This is a genomic window from Streptomyces sp. CA-249302 (genome assembly GCF_050936785.1).
Lineage (GTDB): Bacteria > Actinomycetota > Actinomycetes > Streptomycetales > Streptomycetaceae > Streptomyces.
Map to the genome: position 1 here is coordinate 1,363,277 of NZ_JBNJMG010000001.1, position 24,036 is coordinate 1,387,312.

22 protein-coding genes and 1 pseudogene are annotated in these 24,036 nt (G+C 71.3%); 2 read left to right on the forward strand and 21 right to left on the reverse strand.

Annotated features, from left to right (window positions below; translation table 11 throughout):
* Positions 1-9: 9 nt before the first annotated feature.
* The 6 genes and pseudogenes from asnB to ACQEWB_RS06155 form a co-directional block, all read right to left on the reverse strand.
* Positions 10-1,944, reverse strand: coding sequence for an asparagine synthase (glutamine-hydrolyzing) (asnB, locus tag ACQEWB_RS06130; RefSeq protein ID WP_432827842.1), 1,935 nt, complete (start codon positions 1,942-1,944; stop codon positions 10-12).
* Between the two features lie 3 nt (positions 1,945-1,947).
* On the reverse strand, positions 1,948-3,468 hold the full coding sequence (locus tag ACQEWB_RS06135; protein WP_432827844.1) for a Wzz/FepE/Etk N-terminal domain-containing protein: 1,521 nt from the start codon (positions 3,466-3,468) through the stop codon (positions 1,948-1,950).
* Positions 3,465-4,835, reverse strand: coding sequence for a Wzz/FepE/Etk N-terminal domain-containing protein (locus ACQEWB_RS06140; RefSeq protein WP_432827846.1), 1,371 nt, complete (start codon positions 4,833-4,835; stop codon positions 3,465-3,467). The genes ACQEWB_RS06135 and ACQEWB_RS06140 overlap by 4 nt, the downstream gene beginning before the upstream one ends.
* Positions 4,832-6,099 (reverse strand): annotated as a pseudogene (locus ACQEWB_RS06145) (glycosyltransferase family 4 protein). The gene ACQEWB_RS06140 and the pseudogene ACQEWB_RS06145 overlap by 4 nt, the downstream one beginning before the upstream one ends.
* Complete coding sequence (locus tag ACQEWB_RS06150) at positions 6,089-7,405, reverse strand: nucleotide sugar dehydrogenase (RefSeq protein ID WP_432827848.1); 1,317 nt, start codon at positions 7,403-7,405, stop codon at positions 6,089-6,091. Before ACQEWB_RS06150 ends, ACQEWB_RS06145 begins: the two are co-directional and overlap by 11 nt.
* 73 nt (positions 7,406-7,478) lie before the next feature.
* Positions 7,479-8,951 (reverse strand): sugar transferase, encoded by a 1,473-nt coding sequence (locus ACQEWB_RS06155; protein WP_432827850.1) that lies wholly within the window; start codon positions 8,949-8,951, stop codon positions 7,479-7,481.
* A gap of 800 nt (positions 8,952-9,751) precedes the next feature.
* On the opposite strand from ACQEWB_RS06155, the gene ACQEWB_RS06160 reads away from it, so the two are divergent.
* Both ACQEWB_RS06160 and ACQEWB_RS06165 read left to right on the forward strand, forming a co-directional pair.
* Positions 9,752-10,555, forward strand: a complete 804-nt coding sequence (locus ACQEWB_RS06160) for an SDR family NAD(P)-dependent oxidoreductase (RefSeq protein ID WP_432827852.1) — start codon at positions 9,752-9,754, stop codon at positions 10,553-10,555.
* 37 nt (positions 10,556-10,592) lie between these two features.
* Complete coding sequence (locus ACQEWB_RS06165; RefSeq protein ID WP_432827854.1) at positions 10,593-11,342, forward strand: SDR family NAD(P)-dependent oxidoreductase; 750 nt, start codon at positions 10,593-10,595, stop codon at positions 11,340-11,342.
* Positions 11,343-11,417: 75 nt separating this feature from the next.
* Here the strand turns inward: ACQEWB_RS06165 and ACQEWB_RS06170 are convergent, their stop codons facing one another.
* From ACQEWB_RS06170 to ACQEWB_RS06240, 15 genes are all read right to left on the reverse strand, one after another.
* Positions 11,418-12,470 (reverse strand): MBL fold metallo-hydrolase, encoded by a 1,053-nt coding sequence (locus tag ACQEWB_RS06170; protein ID WP_432827856.1) that lies wholly within the window; start codon positions 12,468-12,470, stop codon positions 11,418-11,420.
* Positions 12,467-14,002, reverse strand: coding sequence for a class I adenylate-forming enzyme family protein (locus ACQEWB_RS06175; RefSeq protein WP_432827858.1), 1,536 nt, complete (start codon positions 14,000-14,002; stop codon positions 12,467-12,469). The genes ACQEWB_RS06170 and ACQEWB_RS06175 overlap by 4 nt, the downstream gene beginning before the upstream one ends.
* A gap of 15 nt (positions 14,003-14,017) precedes the next feature.
* Complete coding sequence (locus tag ACQEWB_RS06180; protein ID WP_432827860.1) at positions 14,018-14,338, reverse strand: EthD family reductase; 321 nt, start codon at positions 14,336-14,338, stop codon at positions 14,018-14,020.
* 18 nt (positions 14,339-14,356) lie between these two features.
* On the reverse strand, positions 14,357-14,740 hold the full coding sequence (locus ACQEWB_RS06185) for a hypothetical protein (RefSeq protein WP_432827862.1): 384 nt from the start codon (positions 14,738-14,740) through the stop codon (positions 14,357-14,359).
* Complete coding sequence (locus tag ACQEWB_RS06190; RefSeq protein WP_432827864.1) at positions 14,737-15,087, reverse strand: nuclear transport factor 2 family protein; 351 nt, start codon at positions 15,085-15,087, stop codon at positions 14,737-14,739. The genes ACQEWB_RS06185 and ACQEWB_RS06190 overlap by 4 nt, the downstream gene beginning before the upstream one ends.
* A gap of 112 nt (positions 15,088-15,199) precedes the next feature.
* Positions 15,200-15,826 (reverse strand): TetR/AcrR family transcriptional regulator, encoded by a 627-nt coding sequence (locus ACQEWB_RS06195; RefSeq protein ID WP_432827866.1) that lies wholly within the window; start codon positions 15,824-15,826, stop codon positions 15,200-15,202.
* A 101-nt stretch (positions 15,827-15,927) separates the two neighbouring features.
* Complete coding sequence (locus ACQEWB_RS06200) at positions 15,928-16,716, reverse strand: enoyl-CoA hydratase-related protein (RefSeq protein ID WP_432827868.1); 789 nt, start codon at positions 16,714-16,716, stop codon at positions 15,928-15,930.
* Positions 16,713-17,480 carry an SDR family NAD(P)-dependent oxidoreductase gene (locus ACQEWB_RS06205; RefSeq protein ID WP_432827870.1) on the reverse strand — a complete coding sequence of 256 codons (768 nt, stop codon included), beginning with the start codon at positions 17,478-17,480 and terminating at the stop codon, positions 16,713-16,715. The genes ACQEWB_RS06200 and ACQEWB_RS06205 overlap by 4 nt, the downstream gene beginning before the upstream one ends.
* Complete coding sequence (locus ACQEWB_RS06210) at positions 17,477-18,253, reverse strand: SDR family oxidoreductase (RefSeq protein WP_432827872.1); 777 nt, start codon at positions 18,251-18,253, stop codon at positions 17,477-17,479. The genes ACQEWB_RS06205 and ACQEWB_RS06210 overlap by 4 nt, the downstream gene beginning before the upstream one ends.
* The gene (locus ACQEWB_RS06215) at positions 18,250-19,470 is read right to left on the reverse strand and encodes an acyl-CoA dehydrogenase family protein (protein ID WP_432827874.1); all 1,221 of its coding nucleotides are present in this window, start codon (positions 19,468-19,470) and stop codon (positions 18,250-18,252) included. The genes ACQEWB_RS06210 and ACQEWB_RS06215 overlap by 4 nt, the downstream gene beginning before the upstream one ends.
* A 12-nt stretch (positions 19,471-19,482) precedes the next feature.
* Positions 19,483-20,454, reverse strand: coding sequence for a phosphotransferase family protein (locus tag ACQEWB_RS06220; RefSeq protein ID WP_432827876.1), 972 nt, complete (start codon positions 20,452-20,454; stop codon positions 19,483-19,485).
* Complete coding sequence (locus ACQEWB_RS06225; protein WP_432827878.1) at positions 20,451-21,662, reverse strand: acyl-CoA dehydrogenase family protein; 1,212 nt, start codon at positions 21,660-21,662, stop codon at positions 20,451-20,453. The genes ACQEWB_RS06220 and ACQEWB_RS06225 overlap by 4 nt, the downstream gene beginning before the upstream one ends.
* 10 nt (positions 21,663-21,672) lie before the next feature.
* On the reverse strand, positions 21,673-22,821 hold the full coding sequence (locus tag ACQEWB_RS06230; RefSeq protein WP_432827880.1) for a thiolase family protein: 1,149 nt from the start codon (positions 22,819-22,821) through the stop codon (positions 21,673-21,675).
* A complete protein-coding gene (locus ACQEWB_RS06235) occupies positions 22,818-23,189 on the reverse strand; it encodes a Zn-ribbon domain-containing OB-fold protein (RefSeq protein WP_432827882.1) in 372 nt (123 codons plus the stop codon). Before ACQEWB_RS06235 ends, ACQEWB_RS06230 begins: the two co-directional genes overlap by 4 nt.
* On the reverse strand, positions 23,174-23,962 hold the full coding sequence (locus ACQEWB_RS06240) for an enoyl-CoA hydratase/isomerase family protein (protein ID WP_432827884.1): 789 nt from the start codon (positions 23,960-23,962) through the stop codon (positions 23,174-23,176). The genes ACQEWB_RS06235 and ACQEWB_RS06240 overlap by 16 nt, the downstream gene beginning before the upstream one ends.
* Between the last annotated feature and the right edge of the window lie 74 nt (positions 23,963-24,036).

A 24,036-nucleotide genomic window follows, 5' to 3' on the forward strand; every position in this document is an offset into this window, starting at 1 on the left:
CTCTTGTTTCTACGCCGTCACGGGGGAGTTCTTGCCGGACCCGGAGGTCGCGTCGCGATACCAGTACTCGAGGGTCAGCACGTGCCACAGATGCTTGGAGAAGTCCTGCTGCCCGGCGGCGTCCTCGGCGACCATCCGCGCCAGCGCGTCGCGGCGCAGGATCCCCGAGCGGACGAGCTCGCCGTCGTTGACCACCTCGCGCACCAGCGGTGCCAGGTCCCGGCTCATCCAGGCCCGCAGCGGGGCGCTGAACAGGCCCTTGGGCCGGTACACGATCTCCCGGGGCAGGACCGAGGTGGCCGCCTCCTTGAGGACGGCCTTGCCCTGCCGTCCGGCTATCTTGCGGTCACCGGGCACGGCGAACGCCGCCTTGACCACCTCGATGTCCACGTACGGCACCCGCACCTCGGTCGACGCAGCCATGCTGGAGCGGTCCGTGTAGGCGAGGTTGAGGCCCGGCAGGAACATCCGGGCGTCGCCCAGGCACATCCGGTTGACGAAGTCGTCGAGCTCGTTGTCCTGGTAGATGTCCGCGTGTTCGGTCAGCACGTCGTCGACCGTCCCGGCCAGGTCCGGGGCGACCAGCGCGAGCAGCTCGTCCTGGTCGTACATCGTGTAGCTGCGCCGGAACGCGGTCTCCTCCGGCAGATCGGCGAAGGAGAGGAACCGCTTGGCGAAGCGCACCGACCGGAATCCCCGGCGGGAGGTGGCGACCGGCAGCCGGCCCACGGCCGCGGACACCCCGCGCCGCAGCGGCCGCGGGACCCGCTGGTAGCGCAGGGCGAGGAGGTTGGCCAGGTGCTTGCGGTACCCGGCGAACAGCTCGTCGGCGCCCATCCCCGAGAGCATCACCTTGACGCCGGCCTCCCGGGCGGCGGAGCAGATCAGGTAGGTGTTGATCGCGGCGGGGTCGCCGATCGGCTCGTCCAGGTGGTACGTCATCTGCGGCAGCAGGTCGAGCACGTTCGGGGCGATCTCGATCTCGTGCAGGTCGACACCGAACCGCTCGGCGACCTGGCGGGCGTAGCGCAGGTCGTCGGGCATCGCCTCGAACTTGGCGTCCTCGGCGCGGAATCCGATCGTGTAGGCGGAGATCCCGGGGTGCTCGCGGGCCGCCAGCGCGGTCAGATAGCTGGAGTCGAGCCCGCCGGACAGGAAGGTCGCGACGGGTACGTCGGAGAGCAGGTGCTGCCGGGTCGACTCCTCGACGATGGCCGCCAGGTCCGGCAGTTCGCCGCTCCGGGCCCGCTCCCGGCCCTCGGCGGCGACGTCCTTGAGGTTCCAGAACCGGCCGCGCTCCACCCGGCCGTCGGGCCGGCACCGCAGCCAGCTGCCCGGCGGCAGCTTCTCCGCCTCGCGGAACGCGCACCGCGAGTCCGGCACCCAGTAGTAGAGCAGCGAGGCCACCAGCGCCGCGTGGTCGACCTCCAGCCTGCCGCCGGTCGCGGCGGCGAGCGCCTTGAGCTCGGAGGCGAACACCAGGCCCTCGCCGCGCCGGAGCAGGAACAGCGGCTTTATGCCCAACTGGTCGCGAACCAGCACCAGTTCACCGGTGCGCTCGTCGAACATCCCGAACGCGAACATGCCGCGAAGGCGGGACAGACAGTCCGTACCCCAGCGCCGCCAGGCCTCGAGCAGCACCTCGGTGTCGGAGGTACCGCGGAAGCCCACCCCGGCCGCCTCCAACTCGGCCCGCAGCTCCGGCGCGTTGTACAGCTCGCCGTTGTACGTCAGGACGAGGCCGTCCTTGGCCATCGGCTGGGCGCCGGTCTCGGACAGGTCGATGATGGACAGCCGGCGGTGCCCGAGGTGCACCTCGCCGTCACCGACGGGGTGGCTGTACCGGCCCGACCCGTCCGGGCCGCGGTGGGCGAGGGTCTCCGTGAGCCGGTCGGTCACGGCCTTCCCGTCGGGCCATCGGTAAGTGCCTGCGATGCCACACATGTCTTACCTGGCCTCCTGGTTGCTGTCCGGGACCCGTTGCGCCCACATCGGCAGCCGCTCCGTCTGCCAACGGCCTGTCGCGCTCTGACGGTCCGACCGCTCGCTCCGGCCGCGCAGCGCGGTCTGCAGGCCGTCCCACAGCGTGCCGTCGGTCCGGTCCCGTGGATCGGGGTCGATCAGCACCACACCGATCACCGGGATGCTCTGGTCCGCGAGCTGCCGCGCCACGGTGTGCAGCCAGGCGGCGCTGCCGTGCCCGGCCCGCACCACGAGCACGGTCTGGGTGCCGAGGTACTGGAGGTCGGTCCACGCGGTGCCGGGTGCGACCGAGCCGACGCCGATCAGGTGCCCCTGATCCGGCAGGGCCGAGGCCTGTTCACCGCTGAGCACGGTGGGGTCCCCCGGCTTCTGGCGGCGGCCGGAGAGCTGCGAGCCGGGCAGACCGTCGATGACGGCCACCGGTCCCTCGTCCGACAGTGCCCTGGCGACGTTCAGCGCGATCAGGCTCGTGCTGCGCGCGCAGCCCAGTTCCAGCAGCGACACCGGTTCCGCGGAGCCGCGCACGGTGCGGGCCAGGGACGTGGTGAGCCGTTCGCGGGCCAGCCGGGTCCGTCGGCGCTGCCACGGCCTGCCCGAGCGGCGGGGCAGCTCCGAGATGACGGAGGCGCCCAGGTTCGCCGCGATGTCCCGGCGCAGCACCGGGCGGTCCGCGACCACCACGCCGACCGCGGCAAGGGCGAGCCCGAGGAAGAGGCCGAGGACGAGCCCGATCACGGCGTCGGTGGCAGCCGCCTTGGGCAGCGAGTGCGGTACCGCGCGCGCCGCGTCCACGACCTGGGTGCCGGCGATGACGCTGGGCGTGCCGGTGCGGGCGTCCGCGGCGCGCTGGTCGAAGTCGGCGATCCTCGAGTTGAGTTCGGCCCGGCGGGCGTAGAGCGTCTCGATGCTCGCCGCCCCTGTCGTGTCGCCGGCCGTGGATCGCTCGCTGATCTCCTTGTTGACCTGGGCGAGCTCGGCCTTCGTGCGGTCGCGCTGGTCGAGCAGGGCCTTGGACTCGGCCTTCGCGATGTCCTGCATCCGCGTCACGTGGTCCGTGACGAACGCGTCGGCCAGCGCCTTGGCCCGGGCCACCGCTTCGGCGTCGCTGTCGGCGGTCACGTCGATCTCGAGCAGGTTGTTGGTCAGGCCGGTGCCCCGGTAGTCCTTCATGAAGTCCTCTGGTTTCTCCGAGGACTTGAGGGACTTCAGGGCCATGTCGGCGACCCGGGTGGTCTGAAGCACCGCGACATCGGTACGGATCAGCGTTCCGGTGTCGTTGGGCTGGTCCTCCGCGTGGGCGACCAGCACCTTGGTCATCGCGCTCGGCGCCGGCGGCATCAGGACCGCGATCGCCGCGCCGGCCAGGAAGCCCAGGACCGCCATGGTGCACCACAGGCGGCGGCGCCTGCGCACCGACACCACCAGCCCCTGGAGGTCGAGGAGCGGGGCGGAGGTCGGCGACTCCGAAGTCGTGCTCGTGCTCACGCCGAACCTCCCGCCGTGCGGCCGGGCACCGCGAACGTCAGCGTGGCGTCGTCCGGAAGCTGGTCGGCGGGCCGCTCGGGGCGGGCCTCGACCACGCCGGCGACGACGACGCCGACGATTTCGTGCCTGCCGTCCGCGCATGCTCCGGCGATGCCGGTGAGCTCGTCGGCGGTCCAGGTTCCCGCGCTGAGGAGGACCAGCGCGCCGTTCTCGGTGTCGCGGTCCGGCACCATCGGCCGGTCCACCGACACCTCCACCACCCGCAGCAGCGGATCGCCCTTGGCCTCGGCGACCAGCTGTCCCGCGGCCCGGCGGGCGATCTCGTCGCCGTCCGGTACGACGACCAGCAGCCGCCGGGGAGAGGGCAGTTGATCCCTCAGGCGAGCGCACACCCGCCGGTAGCGGAGCCGTCGGCCGGCCTCGTCGCCGGACTTCTGCGGCGCCGGTACGTCCCACCGGGTGTCGGCGCCGAGGAGCCGGCGGATCCTGGCCCGTCCGCCCTCGTCCTGCGGGTGGTGCGCGGGCCATTCGCCGGGCACGTCGACGGTGCCCAGCGACGCCGAGCCCAGGGCCGCGGCGATCTCCGGTTCGGTGCGCAGTCGGCGGTTCCTCCGTGCGGCGACCAGATGGCCGATGACCGCGAGCAGGAAGAACAGCAGTGCTCCGCCGACGATGAGCTGAATCCTGGTCGGAGGTGCCTCGCCGGTCGGCCGGGCGGCCGAGCCCATGACGACCATGCCTGCCTTGTTGCTCGTCGGGCCGGCCTCTTCGAGTTTCTTCATGGCCGCCTCCAGCGAGGTGCGCAGGTTCTCGAGCGCGGTGCGGGCCTGCACGCTCTCCACGGTCTGTCCCGGATCGGCGGCCTTGGCCAGGTCGCTGATGCGGCGGTTGGTGTCCGCGACCTGCTTGCGCAGCGCCTCGGTCTCCGCGGCCGCCCCGGCGTCGGTGCCGCTGCCCGCGACCTCCGCGGCGAACTGCACGAACTGCTGGGCCACCCGGTCGGCGAGCCGCTGCGCGCGCTCCGGGGTGTCCGCCGTACCGGAGATGGTGATGATGTTGCCGTCGGCGGCCTTGGCGCTCACGTTGGCCCGCAGCTTCGTCCTGCTGACGTCGGTCCAGTGCAGCGCGGCGGCCGCGCGGTCGACCACCGTCGAACTGGTGGCGATGTCGACCTCGGTGAGCAGCTCGCGCTCCTCCCAGATGCCCGGCAGCAGTACCGGTGCCGACGCGGTGTACCGCGGCGGGAACACCAGCACCGAGGTGCCGTAACCGAACAGTGCGCCCACCACGGCGAGGACGGCCAGGAGCCGCCACCGCCGCCGGAGTATCCGCCCGATCGTGACGAGGCGGATGGTGTCTTCGTTCAACTGCGCTGCCTCTTCTTCCTTGTGCGCACCGGACCGCTCGCCGACACCGCGGCGCGGTCCCGGCAGGCGGCGGCATAGGCGGCGAGCAGCGACGCCTGGGAGTTGCTCCAGGAGAGCTGCCCGCCGATGCGCTCCTGGCCGATCTTGCCCATGCGGGCCCGCTTGTCCGGATCGTCCAGCAACACCGTGATGAGCTCGGCGAACCGGGCCTCGTCGTTGGCCGGCGCGTAGACGGCGGCGTCACCCGCGGAGACGCGCGCCTCCTTCAGGTCGAACGAGACGATCGGCCGGCCCATCGCCATGTACTCCAGGACCTTGTTCATGGTCGACACGTCGTTGAGCGGATTGCGCGGGTCGGGAGAGAGGCACACGTCCGCGGTGGAGAGGTAGCGCACCAGGTCGGCGTCGGGAATGCGCCCGGTGAACTGCACCTGCTCGGTGAGCCCGAGCTCCCGGGACAGCTCCACCATCGCGTCGAAGGCGTCGCCGGAGCCGACGAACACCGCGTGCCAGTCGGTCCGCCCGAACTCGTCGCGCAGCTTGGCGAGGGCGCGCAGCGCGTAGTCGACACCGTCCTGCGGGCCCATGACGCCCAGGTAGCACAGCAGATGGGACTTGCCGCGCTTCAACTCCGGCTCGGCCGGCACCGGTTGGAACCGCTCGATCTGGGGCGCGCTGCGCACCACGTAGACGTCCTCGGGACGCTTGCCGCCGCGGCTCACCGCGACGTCCTTGTAGCTCTCGTTCGTGGCGAGCACCACGTCCGCGGCCCGGTAGGTCCGCCGTTCCACGGCGCACACGGCGCGGTAGAGCAGGTCCTTGCCGCGGTCGAACCGGGAGAGGTACAGCTCGGGCACCAGGTCGTGCTGGTCGAAGACGAACCGTGCGCCGCGCCGCCGCAGCCAACGGGCCGACAGGAACAGCAGGTCGGGCGGGTTGCAGGCGTGCACCACGTGCACCGGGCCGACCTTGCGGGCCAGCCGGGCCGTGCGCCAGAGCGCAGATCCGTACTCCTTGAGGTAGCCGGCCGGTCCTCCGGTGGCGGCGCGCAACGGGTAGCGGTGGATGCGCACCCCGTCGATCACCGCCTCCGCCTCCGTGTCCCGCTTCTCCCCCGGGGGCAGATGACGTGCACCTCCCAGCCCGCGTCGCGCAGCGTGGTGCACTCCTGCCACACCCGTCGGTCGAAGGGCACCGACAGGTTCTCCACCAGGATCAGCGCGCGCCGGCCCGAGCCGTCGCCGCTGACTTCGTTACCAAGCAAGGCCCATGTATCCCGGTTCGGTCCGGCGCTTGTCTGCGTCGGGAAGGCGGATGAGGTCGACGATCACCGGGCCGCCGCCATGAGGCAGGGCCGCGAGGACAGCCGGGTCTTTGGTCCCGACCAGGCACACCTCGGCATGGTCGAGCACCTCTTCGACGGAGTCCGCGAGCAGCTGCGCGAGGTGTGGCAGCCGGGTCTCGATGTACTCGCGGTTCGCGCCCATCAGCCGGGAGAGGCTCACGTTGGCGTCGTGGATCCGCAGGTCGTACCCCTTGCCGTGGAGCCGCTCCGCCAGCTCGACGAGCGGACTCTCCCGGAGGTCGTCGGTGCCGGGTTTGAAGGACAGCCCGAACAGGCCCACCTTCCGCTTGCCGGTGCGCTCCACCAGGTCCACCGCGCGCTGGAGGTGGTCGGCGTTGGAGGGCAGCACGTGCGAGAGGATGGGCACCGAGACGTCGGCCCGCTGCGCCGCGTACACCAGGCTGCGCAGGTCCTTGGGCAGGCAGGAGCCGCCGAAGGCGAAGCCGGGGCGCAGGTAGGCGGGGCTGATGTTCAGCTTGCGGTCGGCCAGGAACACGTCCATCACCTGGTGCGAGTCCACGCCCAACGCCTGGCACACGGCGCCGAGTTCGTTCGCGAAGCCGATCTTGAGGCCATGGAAGGCGTTGTCCGCGTACTTGATGGCCTCGGCCGTCGGGACCGGCACCCGGAACACCTCGCCGGGCAGGCTCTCGTACAGCGCGGCCACCACGTCGCCGCTGGCCGGGTCGAGTTCGCCGATGACGGTCTTGGGCGGGTCGAAGAAGTCCCGCACGCTGGTGCCCTCGCGCAGGAACTCCGGGTTGACCGCGACCCCGACGTCCACGCCGGCGGTGCCGCCGATGTTCTTCTCCAGGATCGGCACCAGGAGGTTCAGGCAGGTGCCCGGCAGCATGGTGCTGCGGAACACCACGGTGTGCCGCCCGCCCCGCTCGGCCAGGGCGGCGCCGATCTCCTCGGTGACCCGCTCCAAGTACGTGGTGCACAGGCTGCCGTTGGGCTCCGAGGGGGTGCCCACGCAGATCAGCGACACCTCGCTGTGCATGATCGCCTCACGGACGTCGGTGGTGGCGCGCAGCGCCCCGGTCCGCACGACGTCGGCGGTGAGCTCGCCGATCCGCTCCTCGACCACCGGTGCCTTGCCGTCGTTGACCAGGTCGACCTTCACCTGGTTGACGTCCACGCCGATGACCTCGTGCCCCATGCCGGCCAGGCACGCGGCCGACACGCAGCCCACGTAGCCGAGCCCGAACACGCTGATTCTCATGACCCGTTCCTCCCCCCACACAGGCCCCTGCGGCCTGCGGTCTGCCCGCCGTCCCGACGGCTCCCCCCGCACATCAGTAGGCCCCCTGGCCGTAGAGCACCGCGCGCAGCGTCTTCCACAAGATCACCGCGTCCAGGGCGAGCGACCAGTCCTCCACGTACCGCAGGTCGAGGCGGACGGCCTCCTCCCACGGCAGGTCGCTGCGTCCGCTGATCTGCCACAGGCCGGTGAGGCCGGGCTTGACCAGCAGCCGTCGCCGGATGTCCGGGCCGTACGCGGCGGACTCCTCCGGCAGCGGAGGGCGCGGACCGACGAGCGACATCGATCCGGTGAGTACGTTGAACAGCTGCGGGAGTTCGTCGAGCGAGTACCGGCGCAGCACTGTTCCCACCCGGGTCACCCGGGGATCCCGGCGCATCTTGAACAGCAGCCCCGCGCCCTCGTTGCGGTCGGCCAGTTCGGCGCGTGCCCGGTCGGCGCCGACTACCATGGTGCGGAACTTGAGGATGGTGAACTCGCGGCCGTCCTTGCCGACCCGGCGCTGGCGGTAGAACGCCCCGCCCCGGCTGTCCGTCACCACGAGCAGTCCCACGAAGAGCATCAGCGGTGCGAACAGGATCAGCAGGAGTGCGGAGCCCATCCGGTCGGCGACCGCCTTGATCGCCCGGCGGCCCCCGGTGAAGGTCGGCATGCTGACCCGCAGCAGCGGGATCCCGAGCACGGCGTCGACGTGCAGCCGCGGGCCGGCCACCTCCATCAGCACGGGGGCCACGACCATCTCGGCGTCGCTGCCTTCGAGGTTCCAGGCCAGCCGCTGCAGCCGCTCCGGCGTCCAGTACACGTCCGGTGTGACGGCGACGACCCGATAGCCGTCGTGCTCCACGTATTTGGCGACGTCCGTCAGCCGACCGACGACCGGAACTCCGTCGAGTTCGTCACCGTCGATCCCGTCCGTCGTGCACACACCGTCGACGCGCCAGCCGAGGTGCGGGAACTTGCGGGTCCGGGTTATCAGGTCGCGCACGGTGTCCGGGCTCCCGGCGGCGAGCACCGGTCTCAGGCACTGTCCTTCCTTGCGTTGTTTGTGCAGCGAGAGGCGGAGCAGATAGCGCGCGGTCATGGTGACGAGCGCGATCGCCGGGATCGCGACGAATATCCAGAGCTTGATGTTGCGCGAGGTGAGGGCTATCCCGCCGAGCGCGAGCACGACGGTCGCCGTGAAGAGTGAGCGGCCGAGTCGGCGGAACTCCTCGGCGCCCTGGCCGAGTACGGCCGGAACCCAGGCCCGGCTCACCGCGAGCGACCCCAGCACCAGCAGTTCGGTGCCGAAGGCCAGAATGCCCCACTTCTCATGCCAGTTGGCCGCGTCCCGGGCCCCGAAGAACTCACCTATCGCCGCTACGACGAACGCGGTGACCACGGTGTCGCTGGTGATCACGGTACGTCTGTACCGCTGCTCCCAGCCGCTCGCGGGCCGGCTCATCGCCTCGTCCGTCAGACGCCCGTGCGCCGACGAAAAAGGATCGACTAGTCCCCCCTGCGCCACAGAACCCCCCCGGTCCCCAGTGGTATGACGTGCTCGCCCAACACTGCTGTCCCTCCCCCCGGGAGGCCCCCGCCTCCCGCACGCTTCCTCCCCTCGGGAGGCCCCCCGCCCCCCGTACCGCGCTGTTCCTCCCTGCGTGAGACCCCTGCCCAGTGCATGACATCCCGGCTGCTACAGGGCTAGGAGGAGCGCAGGACCCGTCGAACCCCGGATGCTCCCCGCACCCAAAGCCCCATCGGGCCCCAAGAGTTGATCACCCCCACGTCAGACGCCGGACACGCCAATTCCGCTTGCCCGTAACGCCGGACCAATAGATCACCATTTGTCGCCTCGTGTCCCACCATGCGAAGCAAGGTCAATCTAGACCATCGAACCCCTCCTGGAGAGAGGGATGTGTGGAATTTGTGCTCAACATTTGAAGCCGGATACAAGGCCCGACAACTACCCACAGACGCAGTGACAACGAAAGCCCACCGCGTGACCTGCGGTAACAGAAGCCCCTCAGGAGACCTACCGCCGGTAACCCCGAGGTGCACCGGCCGTACCGACCGGACCGCACACAGGGCGAGTTCGGCGGATTCTCGTCGGTGAGGAGGGGGAGACGGTTGCGGATGTGAGCGATCGGCGGCGCGTCGCAACCACCCCGACCACCGCGATCGGGGCCGAACGCATTGGCTTCTTCTGTACAGCAAAAGGAAACCGGTTTCGGCGCCTTGCCGTCCTCGCCCCCGGAATCTAGACTCCACCATACTGAAGTTAGTTCAGTTCAGGTAGGGCGACGCGTACTCGGGAGCAGCCCCATGACAGGTTCCTTGGACGGCAGGACCGGGCTGGTCACCGGCGCGGGGCAGGGCATCGGGCGGGCGATCGCCGTCGAGCTGGCCCGGCAGGGCGCGGCCGCCGTGGCTGTCGCGGACCGCAACGAGGAAACCCTCGCCGAGACCGCGGAGTTGGTGCGGGCCGCAGGGGCGCGGGCCGAGGCGATCGTCTGCGATCTGCGCGTCACCGACAGCATCGCCGCGATGGTGACACGAACCGCGGAACACTTCGACGGGCTCGACATCCTGGTCAACAACGCCGGAGTGATCGAAACCGCGTTCACGACCGAGCCGGACCGCGGGGTCGACTCGCTTCCCGAGGCGGTCTGGGACGCCGTCTACGAGGTCAACCTCAAGGCGGTCTGGCTGACGACCAAGTTCGCCGCACCGTATCTGCGCCGCTCACCGCGCGGGCCCGCCATCGTCAACACCGCGTCCGTCTCCGGCCTCACCGGCTTCCCCAACTCCCCCGCCTACGGCGTCACCAAGGCAGGTGTCATCCACCTGACCAAGGTCACCGCCGTGGACCTGGCCCCGGTGCGCTGCAACTGCTTCTGCCCCGGTGTCATCGACACACCGCTCGCCCGGGACTTCCTCGCCGCCGCCGAGGACCCCGACACCCTGGAACGCCACTTGACCGCACCCCAGTTGGTGGAACGGTTCGGACGCCCCGAGGAGGTCGCCAGGCTGGCCTGCTTCCTGGCCTCCGACGACGCCGCTTTCATCACCGGATCGTCGTACGTGATCGACGGCGGCGCCCTCGCCTGGCTCGGCGTCCGCGACTGAGGACCACCCAGCAGACCACGAGAAGTCGGGAGACCTGATGCAGTCCAGGCTGGCCGGAAAGACCGCGCTGGTGACCGGTGCCACCGGAGGTATCGGCGACGCCGTCGTACGGCGGCTCGCGGCCGAGGGCGCGGCGGTCGTGGTGACCGACCTCGACGCCGATCGCTGCGAGAAGCTCGCCGAGGAGGTCGGAGGGGGAGCCGTGGGGCTGGCCCTGGATGTCTCGGACGAGTCGGCCTGGCGCGAGGTCGTCGCGTCGGCGACCGCCGAGTCGGGCGAACTGTCCATTCTGGTCAACAACGCGGGTATCGCCACGATGCACACGGTGGAGACCGAGACCATGGAGTCCTGGGAGCAGGTCCTCGGCGTCACGCAGACCGGTGTCTGGCTCGGCATGAAGTACGCCGGCCCGTCCATCGAGCGCTCCGGCGGCGGCTCGATCGTCAACGTCGCGTCGATCTTCGGTACGGTCGGCGGCTTCGGCGCCCAGTTCTCGTACCACGCGGCCAAGGGCGCCGTACGTCTGATGACGAAGAACGCCGCGCTGCACTGGGCGAAGCGCGGCGTCCGGGTGAACTCCCTGCACCCCGGGTTCATCGAGACGCCCCGGTCGCGCGAACTGTGGCGCGACACACCCCGGTTGACCGCGATGGTCGAGGGCACGCCGCTCGGCCGGCTCGGCACACCCGAGGAGGTGGCGGCCACCGTGGCCTTCCTCGCCTCCGACGACGCGAGCTTCGTGACCGGGTCGGAGCTCTACGTCGACGGGGGCTGGACGGCGCGTTGAGGCGGCCGTCCCCGGACTCCTGGCTGGCCGCGGCCGTCCCCGGACTCCCGGTCGGCCGCGGCCACGTGACAGCTTCTAACCGGTCGCGGCCGCATACGAGTTGACGCCGTCGGCCTGCGTGCGCCGGGCCCGTCCGCGGGCGGCCAGCACGTCCAGGTGTGCCGCCGTCTCGTTGACGGCGAGCATCTGGTCGAAGGCGCCGAGGTCGGCGAAGGGCACCTTGCGCCGGGTCCACCCCAGCTCCCCCGCCACCTCGTAGGCGGTGCGCGTACGGTCGCCGAGGGCGGCCAGCGTCTCGGCGAGCCGGTCGTCGTGGTGGGCCAGGAGCTCTCCGACCCGTGCGTGCATGCTGTCGCCGACCGGGCCGTGGGCGGGCAGCAGCCGGGCGTCGGCGAGGGTGGTCATCAGCTGCAGTGAGGCGAGGTAGTCGCCCAACGGCAGCGCGGGGCCGCCGAGTTCGAACCCGATCGACGGGGTGATGTGCGGCAGGACGTGGTCCCCGGAGAAGAGCAGTCCGCGTGCCTGGTCGAGGTAGACGACATGCCCCTGGGTGTGGCCGGGGGTCGGGACGACCGTCAACCGCGTGTCCCCGAAGCGGAGTTCCTCCGCGTGCAGCCAGCGGTCCGGCGCCTCCCAGACGGCGGGGTCGAAGTCGCCGTGGTACTTCGCGGCGACCCGCTCGGCGAGTTCGTGGGCCCCGGCCCGGCGCAGTGTCTCCAGCGAGCCGACCGGCTCGTCCGTCCGCAGCTCCCCCAGCAGCTCCAGCCCCCTCCGCTCCCCCGCGCCCAAGTAGACCCGGGAGCCCAGCAGTCGGCGCAGTTCGACGGCCTGGGTGTAGTGGTCGCGGTGGATGTGGGTCACCAGGACGTGGCTGATCTCGCCCAGGTCGTGGCCGAGTCGGGCGAGGGCGTCGTCAAGTGCCTTGCGGGACTCGGGGATCGACCACCCGCCGTCGATCAGGACCAGCCCCTCCGTCAGCCCCTCCAGGGCGTAGACGTTGACGGCCCGCAGTCCGTCGTCCGGCAGCGGGAGCGGGATGCGGTGGACACCGGGCCCTACGGTCTCGGGTCCCGCCTGCGCCCAACGGCCGCGGTCGAAGCGGGGGGTACGGGTCGTGGGGGTGGTCATGCATCTCCTTGCCGGTGCTGTTGTCCGGGGTGCGCGGCGAGCTCCGCGTGCAGGTCGTGGGCGAGCCTGCGGGCTCCCGACCGGTCGAGCTTGCCGACCGTCGTCTGTGGCAACTCACCTACGGTGAAAGCGAATTCGGGCCACTTGGCCTTGGACAGGCCGGTGCGGGCCAGGTGCGCGGTGATCTCGTCGAGGCCGAGTTCACCGCTGCCGTCCTCGACCACCAGGAGCACGGCGGCGCGTTCGCCGAGGAGCGGGTCCGGTACGGGGGTCACGCAGGCGCGGGCCACCGCCGGATGGGTGGCCACGGCGCGCTCGATCTCGGTGATGTCGAGGTTGCGTCCGCCGCGGATGATGACGTCCTTCTCCCGGCCCATGACGGTGACCGTGCCGTCCTCGCCGGTCACCAGCAGATCGCCGGTGGGGAAGAACCCGTCCGGAGTGAGGGCCGGCGGCTCGACCTTGCCGTCGCGGGCGTAGCCGAGGAAGAGGGACGGGCCGCGGACCTGGGCCCGGCCGGTCGCGCCGGGCCCGAGAACGGTGCCGTCGGGCGCGACGGCCCTGAGCTGCGTACCCGGAAAGGGCCGTCCGTCGCGGCCCAGGCGGATCTCCTCGGGGTCGTCCGGCCGGGGCGAGGTGTGTCCCAGGCACTCGGACATGCCGAAGACGCGCAGGATCGTCGTACCCAGGGAGCGCTCGGCGCGGGCGAGGGCCCCGCGGTCCATGGGGCCGCCGCCGACGGTGATCGAGCGGACCCCTTCGAGGACCCGCGAACCGGCCGCGGCCGAGCCCATCTGGAGGGCCATGGTCGGTACGCACATGGTCCACCGGACGTCCTGGGCGGCCATGCGCGCGAGCGCCTCCTCGCGGTCCCAGCGGCCGGACAGGACGAGCGGTCCGCCCAGCATGAGCGAGAGACAGACGCCGAAGCAGTACGCGGCCGTCGAGGAGAGCGGGACGACGGCGGCCACCGCGTCGCCGTCCCGCAGGCCGTTGAGCTCGATCGTGCAGGAGCAGGCGTACCGCAGGGCGCTCTCGGACTGGACGACGCCCTTGGGGCGTCCGGTGGAGCCGGAGGTGAGGCCGATGAGGGTGCCGCCGGACCAGCGGGAGACATCGCGCGGGCCTCGGCCGGCGAGGACCGTCCAGCCGTCCAGGGCCTCGGTCGTGAGCGCGTCCGGCAGAGCAGAACCGCCGGCCCACTCCTCGATCGCCGAGGGTTCGGCGATCAGGACGTCCGGTCGGATGTCCTCCAGGGCGGCGGCGAACTCGGCCGGGGTCGTATGGCGGTTGACCAGCGCCAGGACTCCGCCGGTCAGGCCGACGGCGAGGGTGGCCGCGACGGTACGCCAGGAGTTGTCGGCCTGGAGCAGGACGGTGCCGCCCGGTGTTCCGTCGGGGGTCATCGCCTGGGCCAGTTCGGTCGCACGCCGCAGGAGGTCGCGGGCCCCGTGGCGTCCGTGGTCGTCAACGACGGCCGTGAAGTCGGCCTGTTCGCAGCGGTCGTGGAACTCCCGCACTGTCTGTCGCATCCGCTTCCTCGCCTCTCAGCTGCCGTACATCTCCATCTCGCCGCCCATGACGGCGATCCGGCGTCCGCGCATGTCGCCGACCTGGGCGACGGCCGCCGCCCACTCGGGGCCGGCCAGTGCCTTGTGCAGGTCCTCGGCGGTGTCGAAGCTCAGGACGGAGACGCCGTCCCAGCCCTCCGAGCGGGGTTCGAGAGCCGCGTCGAGGTCGGTGTGGCGCCAGGACCTGAGCCCGGGCAGGCGCCGGGTGAGTTCGGCGTGTTCGCCGCGCCACCAGGCGATGAAGCGTTCATGGGTCCAGTCGGGCGGCCGGGCGGCCAGCAGGACGAGGTTGTACACGGTGCCTCCGGGGGTGTGTCAGGTGAACAGGACCGCGGGCGAGCGCCCGATCAGCAGGCGCCGTACCCGGCCCTCGTCGTCCAGCCGGGCGGAGGCCACGAAGGTCGCCTCCGGTGTGCCCGACCTGCGTACTTCGCCGAGGTACAGCTCGTCCCGGCCGACGGTGGACGCGGTGAGCAGGTGGTGGGTGCGGGTGCCGACCTCGCGCTGGGCGAGGTAGCCCTCCATCTCGGCCCGGCCGCCGTGGAAGTCCGTGCCGGCGTCCCCACCGGTGGAGAACAGGATGGAGAAGGAGAAGTCGTCGCTGATCAGGTCCAGGATCCGGTCGGCTTCGGCGCTGTCCAGGATCCCGAACCAGGTGGTCAGGAACGGGGCCGCGGCGGACGGGGCGGGCGCGCTCACGGCCGGTCCACGAGGTCGAAGTCGGGGGTGAAGAAGGACTGGTAGCCGGCCATCAGACCGGCGGGCGAGACCCTTACGGCGGACAGGAAGGCCCCCGTGGTAACGCCCGCGTCGACGACGAAGCCGTACGCCGTCTCGACGTCTCCGTCGACCATGTACCGCACGATCTCGTGCCGGCGGTCCACGGCGTTGCGTCCGGCGATGTAGTCGGCGAAGGCCTCACGGGAGGTGCCGGCGTGCTGACCGCTGGGGAGGGAGATGAGGAACCGGAAGCCGGGTTCCAGGAGTTCGAGGGCCTTTTCCGGGTCCTGGCCGTCCATTCTGGCCATGTATTCGCGAAGCACCATTGCCGATCGCTCTCCCTCAGCGTCACAAGTCCGAAACCATCAAACAACCTGAGTTCAGTTCAGTTTGACTGTAAGGCGACCGCCCCGCCCCCGACAAGGGGCGGGCCGGAGGCTATTCCGCGACCATCCGCACCACGCATCCCTCGATCATCTCGCTGATCTCCGACAGGGGGATCGCTCCGGTCGGGCGGTACCACCGCCAGACGCTGACGATCATGCCGAGGACGGCGAGGCCGAGGGTGTGCGCGTCGCGGACCGGAAAGGCGCCCTTGGCCATGCCGCGCATCAGCAGGCTCGTCCAGTCCCGCTCGACCATCTGGACCAGCTGGCGGGCCGCGACACGCTCGGTCTCCTCGCGCTTCGACTTCCGCGGGGTGGCGAGCAGGGACATGTTGGCCTGGAGGATGCGCATCTGGCGGATCTCCTGCTCGGTGACCGCGAAGGCGGTGCGGACCGCCGCGCGCAGCTCCTCCACCGGGTCCGTCTCGTCGGCCGTCGCCTCGACGAACTGGTCGTGGGAGCGCTGGAGTTCCAGGCGCATGATGGTGAGCAGGCAGTGGGCCTTGGACTCGAAGTAGTGGTACAGGGCGGTCTGCCCGATGCCGACCCGGTCGGCCACCTCCGACCACTTGGTGTTCTCGTAGCCGTCCTCCCCGAACCGCTCCACGGCGGCCACGAGGATCGCGCCGCGCTTCGACCTGGGCCCCTCCTCCGGATCCACGATCCGCGCCCTTGCCATCGCCTCTCCCTTTCCTCACCCGGCGGCACCGATCACCGTCCGGTCGTCCGAGAGTAGACCCAAGTTCAAGTCGGCTACGAATCGAAGATCGACCGGCTTCTTCACGTACCGTCCGTTCCCACGAAGTCGGGCCGGCGCCCGGCGAGGAACGCCGCCACGCCTTCCCGCCCCTCCGTGGACACCGCGGCGGCGGCCAGCCGGCGGGCCTCCGCCTCCAGGTGTTCGTCCAGCCCGGCCGACAGTGCCCGCCCGACCAGCCGCCGTGTCACCCCGTACGCCCCCGTGGCCCCACGCGCCAGCGCGCCTGCCGCCCGTACGGCCTCCTCGTGCAGCCGCTCCGGCACGACGACCCGGCTCACCAGGCCCATCGCCAGCGCTTCCTCGGCCGGGACGCGCCGATTGGTCAGCAGCAGGTCCACGGCCCGCCGCGGCCCGACGAGCCGGGGCAGCGACCAGCTGACCCCGGCGTCCGGCGTGTACCCGATCGCGGTGTACGCGGCCGTGAACCCGGCGTCGGCCGCCGCGAGACTCACGTCCGCCGCACCCACGAGCCCGAGCCCGGCGCCCGCGACGGCACCCTGTGCGGCGACCACCAGCGGAGCCTCCAGCCCGGCGAGGATCCGCAGCGCCCCGTGGAGCGCGTCGGTGACGTCGGTGAGATGCCCCGCCAGCCGCTCCCCGGGCAGGGCGGCGAACTCCTTCAGATCGCCGCCGACGCAGAAGGACCGCCCGCGTCCGGTCAGCAACACGGCCCGGACCCGCGCCTTCTCGCACTCCCGGGCGGCTTCCAGCAGTTCCCGGGCCATCGCCAGGTCGATCGCGTTGCCCGACCCCCGGCACATCTCGACCCGCGCGAGCCCGTCGCCGTCGATCCCGACCGAGACCCTCATCGCGCCGTCCACCCGCCGTCCACCGTGAGCACCTGCCCGGTGCAGTAGGAGGACGCGTCGGAGGCGAGGTAGAGCAGCGCCCCGTCCAGCTCTCCCGGATCACCGCCGCGCCCCAGCATCGTGCCGCGCTCGACCCATCGCCGGGACCGCTCGTCGGCGAACAGCCCCTCGGTCATCTCCGAGCGGAACCAGCCGGGCGCGAGCGCGTTGACCCGCACCCCCGACCTGCCCCACTGGCCCGCCAGTTCACGGGTGAGCCCGAGCAGCCCGGCCTTGGATGCGGCGTAGGCCGCACCGCCCAGCGGGGCTCCGGAGACCAGCCCGAGGACGGACGAGACGTTCACGACCGATCGGTTACGACCGCTGCCGGGCTCCGGCGCCTCTGCCAGCAGCCGCGCGAGGTGAAAGGGGGCCACCAGGTTCACGTCGAGTACGCCGGCGAAGTCGTCGGCGCTCTCGTCCTCGGCGCGTACGGCGCCGGGCGCGCCGGCGTTGTTGACGAGGACGTCGATCCGGCCGGTCTCGTCGAGTGCCGTCTCCATCAGCCGTACCCGGTCCTCCTCCCGCGAGACGTCGCAGACGACGGGGTGGATGCGCGGGTCCTCGTCGGCGAGTTCCTTGAGCCTGTCCAGGCGCCGGGCGGCGGCGAGGACGGTGGCGCCGGCCGAGGCGAGCACCGTGGCGAACCGGGCCCCGAGCCCGGAGGACGCGCCGGTGACCACGGCCGTACGCCCGTGCAAGGAGAACAACTCCGTGGGCGTCATGCCTCCACCCCGATGGGCAGCACGGTCGCTCCGCCGTCCAGGACCAGCGTCTGTCCCGTCATCCAGGACGAGGCCTCGGACGCCAGGAAGACGGCCGCGTGCGCCACGTCCTCCACCGTCCCGAGTCTGCGCAGCGGCAGCTTCGCGGTCAGGATCGGCTCCCGGGGCTCCCAGACGGCGCGGGCCAGCTCGGTCTTGATCAGTCCGGGCGCGATGGCGTTCACGCGGGCCATCGGGCCGAGTTCGTAGGCGAGTTGGCGGGTCATGTGCAGCATCGCCGCCTTGGTGGCGTTGTACCAGCCGATGTGGGGGTCGACGACCAGTCCGCCGACGGAGGCGATGTTGACGACCGCTCCCCCGTGCTCGCTCATCCATGCCCGCCAGGCACACCGGGTCCAGGCGACCATGCCGTACTGGTTGACCCGTACGGTCTTCTCCGCGCGTGGCAGGTCGAGGTCGAGGAGCGGGCCCATGTAGGGATTGGTGGCCGCGTTGTTGACCAGGACGTCGAGGCGGCCGAAGCGGGAGACGGTCTCCGCGACGCAGCGCTCGGCGTCCTCGGGTTCACCGACGTTGGCGACCACCTCGTGGACCTCGCCGTCCCCTTTCGCCCTCAGCAACTCCTCGCGGGCGGCGGCCAGTCCGTCCGCTTTCCGGGAGGCGACGACCACATGGGCGCCCGCCTCCCGGTACGCCTTGGCGATACCGAGGCCGATACCCCGGGAGCCGCCGGTGATCAGGGCGACCCGCCCCTCCAACTGCTGTCCGTTCACGCTTGTGCCAACTCCTCCGGATACTTGGCCAGTTCACGGCGGGCGACCGTCCGCAGATGCACCTCGTCCGGACCGTCCGCGATCCGCAGCGCCCGGGTGATGGCGTACAGCCGGGCCAGTACGGTGTCGTCGCTGACCCCCGCCGCTCCGTGCGCCTGGACGGCCCGGTCGACGACCCGATGGGCGACCTCCAGCGCGGCCACCTTGATCGCGGCGACTTCGGTTCGGGCGGCCGCGTTGCCCGAGGTGTCCATCAGCCAGGCCGACTTGAGGACCAGCAGCCGCAGTTGCTCGATCTCGATCCGGCTGCGGGCGATCCACTCGCGGACCACGCCACGGTCGGCGAGCGGACCGCCGAAGGCGGTGCGGGTCAGGGTCCGGCGGCACATCAACTCCAGTGCCCGTTCGGCGAATCCGACCGCCCGCATGGCGTAGTGCATACGCCCGGGCCCCAATCGCCCCTGCGCCAGGGCGAATCCCTCACCCTCGCCGCCCAACAGGGCCGACACCGGCACCCGTACGTCCTCGAACAGCACGTCGCCGTGGCCGCAGCGGTCGGTGTAGCCGAACATCGGCAGGTCGCGCAGCACGGTGATCCCCGGGGTGTCGCGCGGGATCAGCAGCATGCTCTGCTGCCGGTACGTCGGCGCGTCCGGGTCGGTGACGCCCATCAGGATGATCAGCCGGCAGTCCGGGTCGATGATCCCGGACGTGTACCACTTGTGGCCGTCGACGACGTACTCGTCGCCGTCACGCCTGATCCGGGTACGGATGTTGCGGGCGTCGGAGCTGGCCACCTCGGGCTCGGTCATGGCGAAGCACGACCGGATCTCGGCGTCGAGCAGCGGGCGCAGCCAGCGGTCCTGCTGCTCGGGGGTGCCGTAGAGGGCGAGCAGTTCCATGTTGCCGGTGTCGGGGGCCGAGCAGTTGAACACCTCGGGGCCGATCACCGACCGTCCGGCCAGCTCGGCGAGCGGGGCGTACTCGAGGTTGGTGAGTCCGGCGCCCCGGTCGCCGTGCGCGAGGAAGAGGTTCCACAGGCCCTCGGCACGGGCCTTCTCCTTCAACTCCCGCATGATCGGCGGTAGTTCGTGAGGGTTGTCCGCCTCGGCCAGCTGCCGGTCGTAGACGGGCTCGGCGGGCAGGACGTACTCCGCCATGAACGCGGCCATGCGCGAGCGGAGTTCGTCGGCCCTCGGGGAGAGTCCGAAATCCATGGTGGCGCTCCTTCAGGGCCGTCGGTCGAGGAGGTCGTGGGCCGCGCGGATCATCGCCGCGATGGTCGGCGGCAGCCGCTCCTGGTCGGGGTCGTGGTGGGTGCCCTCGCGGTGCCGGCGCAGGTTGTGGCCCATGATCGCGGCCATCTTGGTGCGGGCCAGGGCGCGGAACCAGTCGAAGGCAGGGGGTTCGGGACGCCCGTCGAGGTAGCCGGTGAGCAGCTCGTGCTCGGTGGGCAGGCCGGGGATCGCGCGTCCGAGCTGCGGGAAGTTGCGGTGGTCGGCGAAGAGGAGGAACCAGGCGAGGTCGATGCGCGGATCGCCGTATCCCCAGATCTCCCAGTCGACGACGGCGGCCGGGCGTTCTCCCCGGCACAGGACGTTGCCGAGGCGGAAGTCGCCATGGGTGAGGGTGGGGGGAATGGCATCCGGGATGCGTGTGGCCAGAGCGTCCAGCAAGTCGTCGGCACCGGCGCGGAGTTCGAGCGGCACCGCGCGCATGGTGCGGCTCCACATGGCCAACTCCGCCGCCGGATCCAGCGGTTCGGCCGACTCCGCACTCGTCGTACCGTGCAGGTCCCGCAGGACGTCGGCCAGGGCCAGCATCCGTCTCCGGCACGGCTCGGGATCGAGCTTGTGCTCGTCCAGGACCGGCTCGATCGCCTCGCCGTCCACGAACTCCATGGCGAACCAAGCCGGTTCGCTCTCATCGACGGCCACCACCATCGGCACGGGCACCCTTGATCCGGCGAGAGCACGCAGGATCCGGGCCTGGCGCAGTACGTCGTTGCGGCCGATCGGCCGCCGTCCCGGTGGTACCGCCTTCACGACGTACGACACCGGTCCCGCCGTGATGGAGTAGGTGAGCCCCGAGTGGCCGCCGGGCAGGGTGCGCAGGTCGCCGTATTCCTGGCCGGGGTGGTGCTCGGCGAGCCGCTCGCGGACGCGTCGGGCGAGTGCGGTCTCCTCGGTCGTGGTGCTCAACGGCCCTCTCCCTTCGGCTCTTTGGGCAGTCCCAGGACCCGTTCGGCGAGGATGTTGCGCTGGATCTCGTCGCTGCCGCCGGCTATGCGGTAGCCGGGAGCGCCGAGCAGGTGCTCGGTCCAGGCGAAGGTGCCCCACTCCCCCGTGTCGGCGGCGAGGCGCGGGCCGAGGAGTTGCTGGACCAGGTCGGTGGTGGCGCGCATGGTCGCGGTGGCGTGGAGCTTGCCGACCGAGGCCTCGGCGCCCGGTGCGCGGCCCGCCGCCAGCGCGGACGTCACGCGCAGCCCGGTGAGGCGCTGGACGAGGACGCGGACGAACAGGTCGGCCGCCTGCTGCCGTTCCCCGTCGGTGAGCGGGCGGGGCAGGTGTCGGGCGAGGTCGAGGGCGCGGTCGGCGTTGTCCAGGCCGAGTCCGCCGGAGTCGAGGCGTTCGGCGGCGAGCACGGTGAGGGTGACCCGCCAGCCCTCGCCGACGGGGCCGAGCCGGTCGGTGTCGGGCACGTGGACGTCGTCCAGGTAGACCTCGTTGAAGCTGGCACCGCCGGTCATCTGCCGGATGGGCCGCACGGTGACGCCCGGCGCGTCCATCCGGACCAGGAAGACGGTGATGCCCGCGTGCTTGGGGACGTCGGGGTCGGTGCGGCAGACGGCTACGCCCCAGGTGGCGACCCTGGCCCCGGACGTCCAGATCTTGTGGCCGCGCAGGACCCAGCCGTCGCCCTCCCGCGCCGCCCGGGTGCGGACGGCGGCGAGGTCGGAGCCCGCCTCCGTCTCCGAGAACAGCTGGCAGGCGAGTTCGTCGGTGCGGAGCATGGGGCGCAGCCAGCGCCGCTTCTGCTCCTCCGTCCCCCAGATGCGGATGGCGGGCGCGACGAGCTGCTGGGTGACCGGGAAGATCTCCGTGCGCCGCGGCACGTCGAAGCCGGACTCCTCGGCACGGTACAACTGCTCGTAGTAGGCGGGCAGTTCGCGGCCTCCGTACTCCGGTGGCCAGCCCAGGGCGCCCCACCCCTGGTCGTACCGGGTGCGTTCCCACTCCCGCGTCCGGTCGGTGTGGACGCGCTCCTCGGCCTCCGTCCAGTTCTCGAAGACGGCCACCGAGTCGTCGCCGCGGCCCCACTCGCGGCGTGCGGCGCGAGCCGGAGCCACACCCTTCAGCCAGCGCCGGGCCTCCGCGCGGAACTCGTCCGGGTCGGGTGTCCCCTCCATGGCGCTCCTTTCAACAGGTCAGCACGGTGCAGGCGCTGACGCCGGGCGCCCCGTACACATGGGTGAAGCCGGCCGACGGTTCCTCCGGCACCTGGCGGTCCCCAGCCCGGCCGCGCAACTGCTGCACGATCTCGTGCACTTGGCGCAGTCCGGAGGCGCCGATGGGCTCGCCGTTGGCGATGCAGCCGCCGTCGGTGTTGACGGGCAGCGCACCGCCGATGCCGGTCGCCCCGAACGGGATCAGCGACTCCTGCTCGCCGTGCTCGCAGAACCCGCACTCGGCCAGGTGCATCACCTCGGCGCCGCTCTCGGTGTCCTGCAACTGGCACACGTCGATGTCGCGCGGCCCCAACCCGGCTTCCTCGAAGGCTGCTTGGGCGGCGTCGGCGCTCACACTCGTCGGCGTCCCGGGTGGCGCCCACGGGCTGAACACCTCGAAGGAGCCGAACCGTCGGGTGCGCGTGACCGCCGCCCGCAGGGTGACCGGCCTGCCGCCGAGCTCGCGGGCCACGGCCCGGTTGCACAGGATCAGGGCGACCGCGCCTTGGCCGGGCGAGCAGAACATGTAACGGGTCAGCGGGTCGTTGACCATGCCGGACGCCAGGATCTCGTCGGCGTCGAGGGGCTTGCGGCGCCAGGCGTGCGGGTTGAGCACTCCGTTGGCGTACGCCTTCTCGGCCACCAGTGCGAGGGTGCGGGCGCTGATGCCGTGGTCGTGCATGTACCGCTGGATCTTCATGGCGAAGAACTGGGTCGTCACCATCAACCCGTCCCGCCCGTAGGCCTCGTCGAGCCCCCAGTCGGCGGGCCGCGGGTCGAAGGCGCCCCGGGGGTGCTTGTCGAAACCGACGGCGAGGGCCACGTCCGCCGCCCCGGAACGGATCGCGTTGGCGGCGGACACGAGCGCGCTGCCGCCGGTCGCGCAGCCGTTGCGCACGTTGGTGAACGGGACGCCGGTCAGGCCGAGTTCGGCGACCAGCGTGTCGGCGTTGCCGGCGGCATCGCTGCCGCCGTACGCGGCCCCCACCCGGGACCAGGGCAGTCCGGCGTCGGCGAGGGCGGCCCGCACGGCCTGTACGGCGAGCTGCCGCCCGCTCGCCTCCGTACGCGCGAACGAGGTGATCCCGGCACCGCAGACGAGCACGTCCTCGCTGCTCATATGGCGGCTCCCGCGGCCCTCGGCACACCGTCCCCCGCCGTGAGCGTCACCGGCATGCCGATCTCCGCGTCCTCGGGCCGGATGTCGAGGGCGGCCAACACCCGTACTCCCTCCGGCAGTTCGACGTATCCGACGGCGAACGGCGCGAATCCGTCGGCGGGCGGGACGTACGGCGGCGACTTGGGCGCGTACCGCTGCACGGTCCAGGTCCACAGCGTGCCCGTACCGGAGAGGACGACCGGCTCGGCCGGTCCTCCGCAGCGCGGGCACACCGGGCTCACGGGATACACGGCCACCGCGCAGTCGGCGCACCGGGAGCCGCGCAGCCGGCTCCCGGTCCCCGGCACCGCGGTCAGCGGCCCTTCCACTGCGGCTCCCGCTTCTCCAGGAACGCCGACACACCCTCCGCAGCGTCCTCGGAGTTGAGCATCACGCCGACCGCGAGGTGCTCCATGACCATCAGCGACTGGATGTCGGCGTCGAGGCTGCGGTCGATGGTCATCTTGGTGATCCACATGGTGAACGGGCTCTTGTCGACGAGCTGGTCGGCGAACTCCTCGACCGTGGCGTCCAGCTTGTCCGCGGGCGCCGAGGAGTTGATGAGGCCGAACTCGGCGGCCTCGACCCCCGTGAGCAGCTTGCCGGTGAGCATCAGCTCCTTGGTCTTGCGGACGCCGATCATGCGCGGCACCCGGTAGATCGGTCCGGCTCCGCCGAACAGCGCGCGCCGGATGTGGAAGTCGCCGATCAGGGCGTCGTCCGCGGCGATCGCGAAGTCGCAGGAGATCATCAACTCGAAGCCGCCCGCGGTGACATGACCCTCCAGGACGGCGATCGACGGCGTCTTCATCGAGTAGAGCCGGTCGCAGACCTTCGCGGAGAGCACGGCGACCTCGATGGCCGTGGAGCTGCCGACGAAGTCGGCCTGGAGGCTGTCCAGGTCGAACCCGGAGCAGAAGGTGTTGCCACGCCCGCGCAGTACCAGCACGCGCAGCTCCGGGTCCGCGTCGACCTCGGTGATGATCTCGTCCAGCCGGTTCAGGATCGGCACGGTCACGCAGTTCTTCTTGTGCGGCCGGTTCAGCCAGACCCGCGCCACGTGCCCGTCCCGCTCGAACTGGATCTCGTCCTCGACTGCCATGAGCTCCTCCAAACTGAACTGAATTGAGTTCGATTCTGGGGGCGATAGATGCCCCTGTCAATGGATCGGGAAGG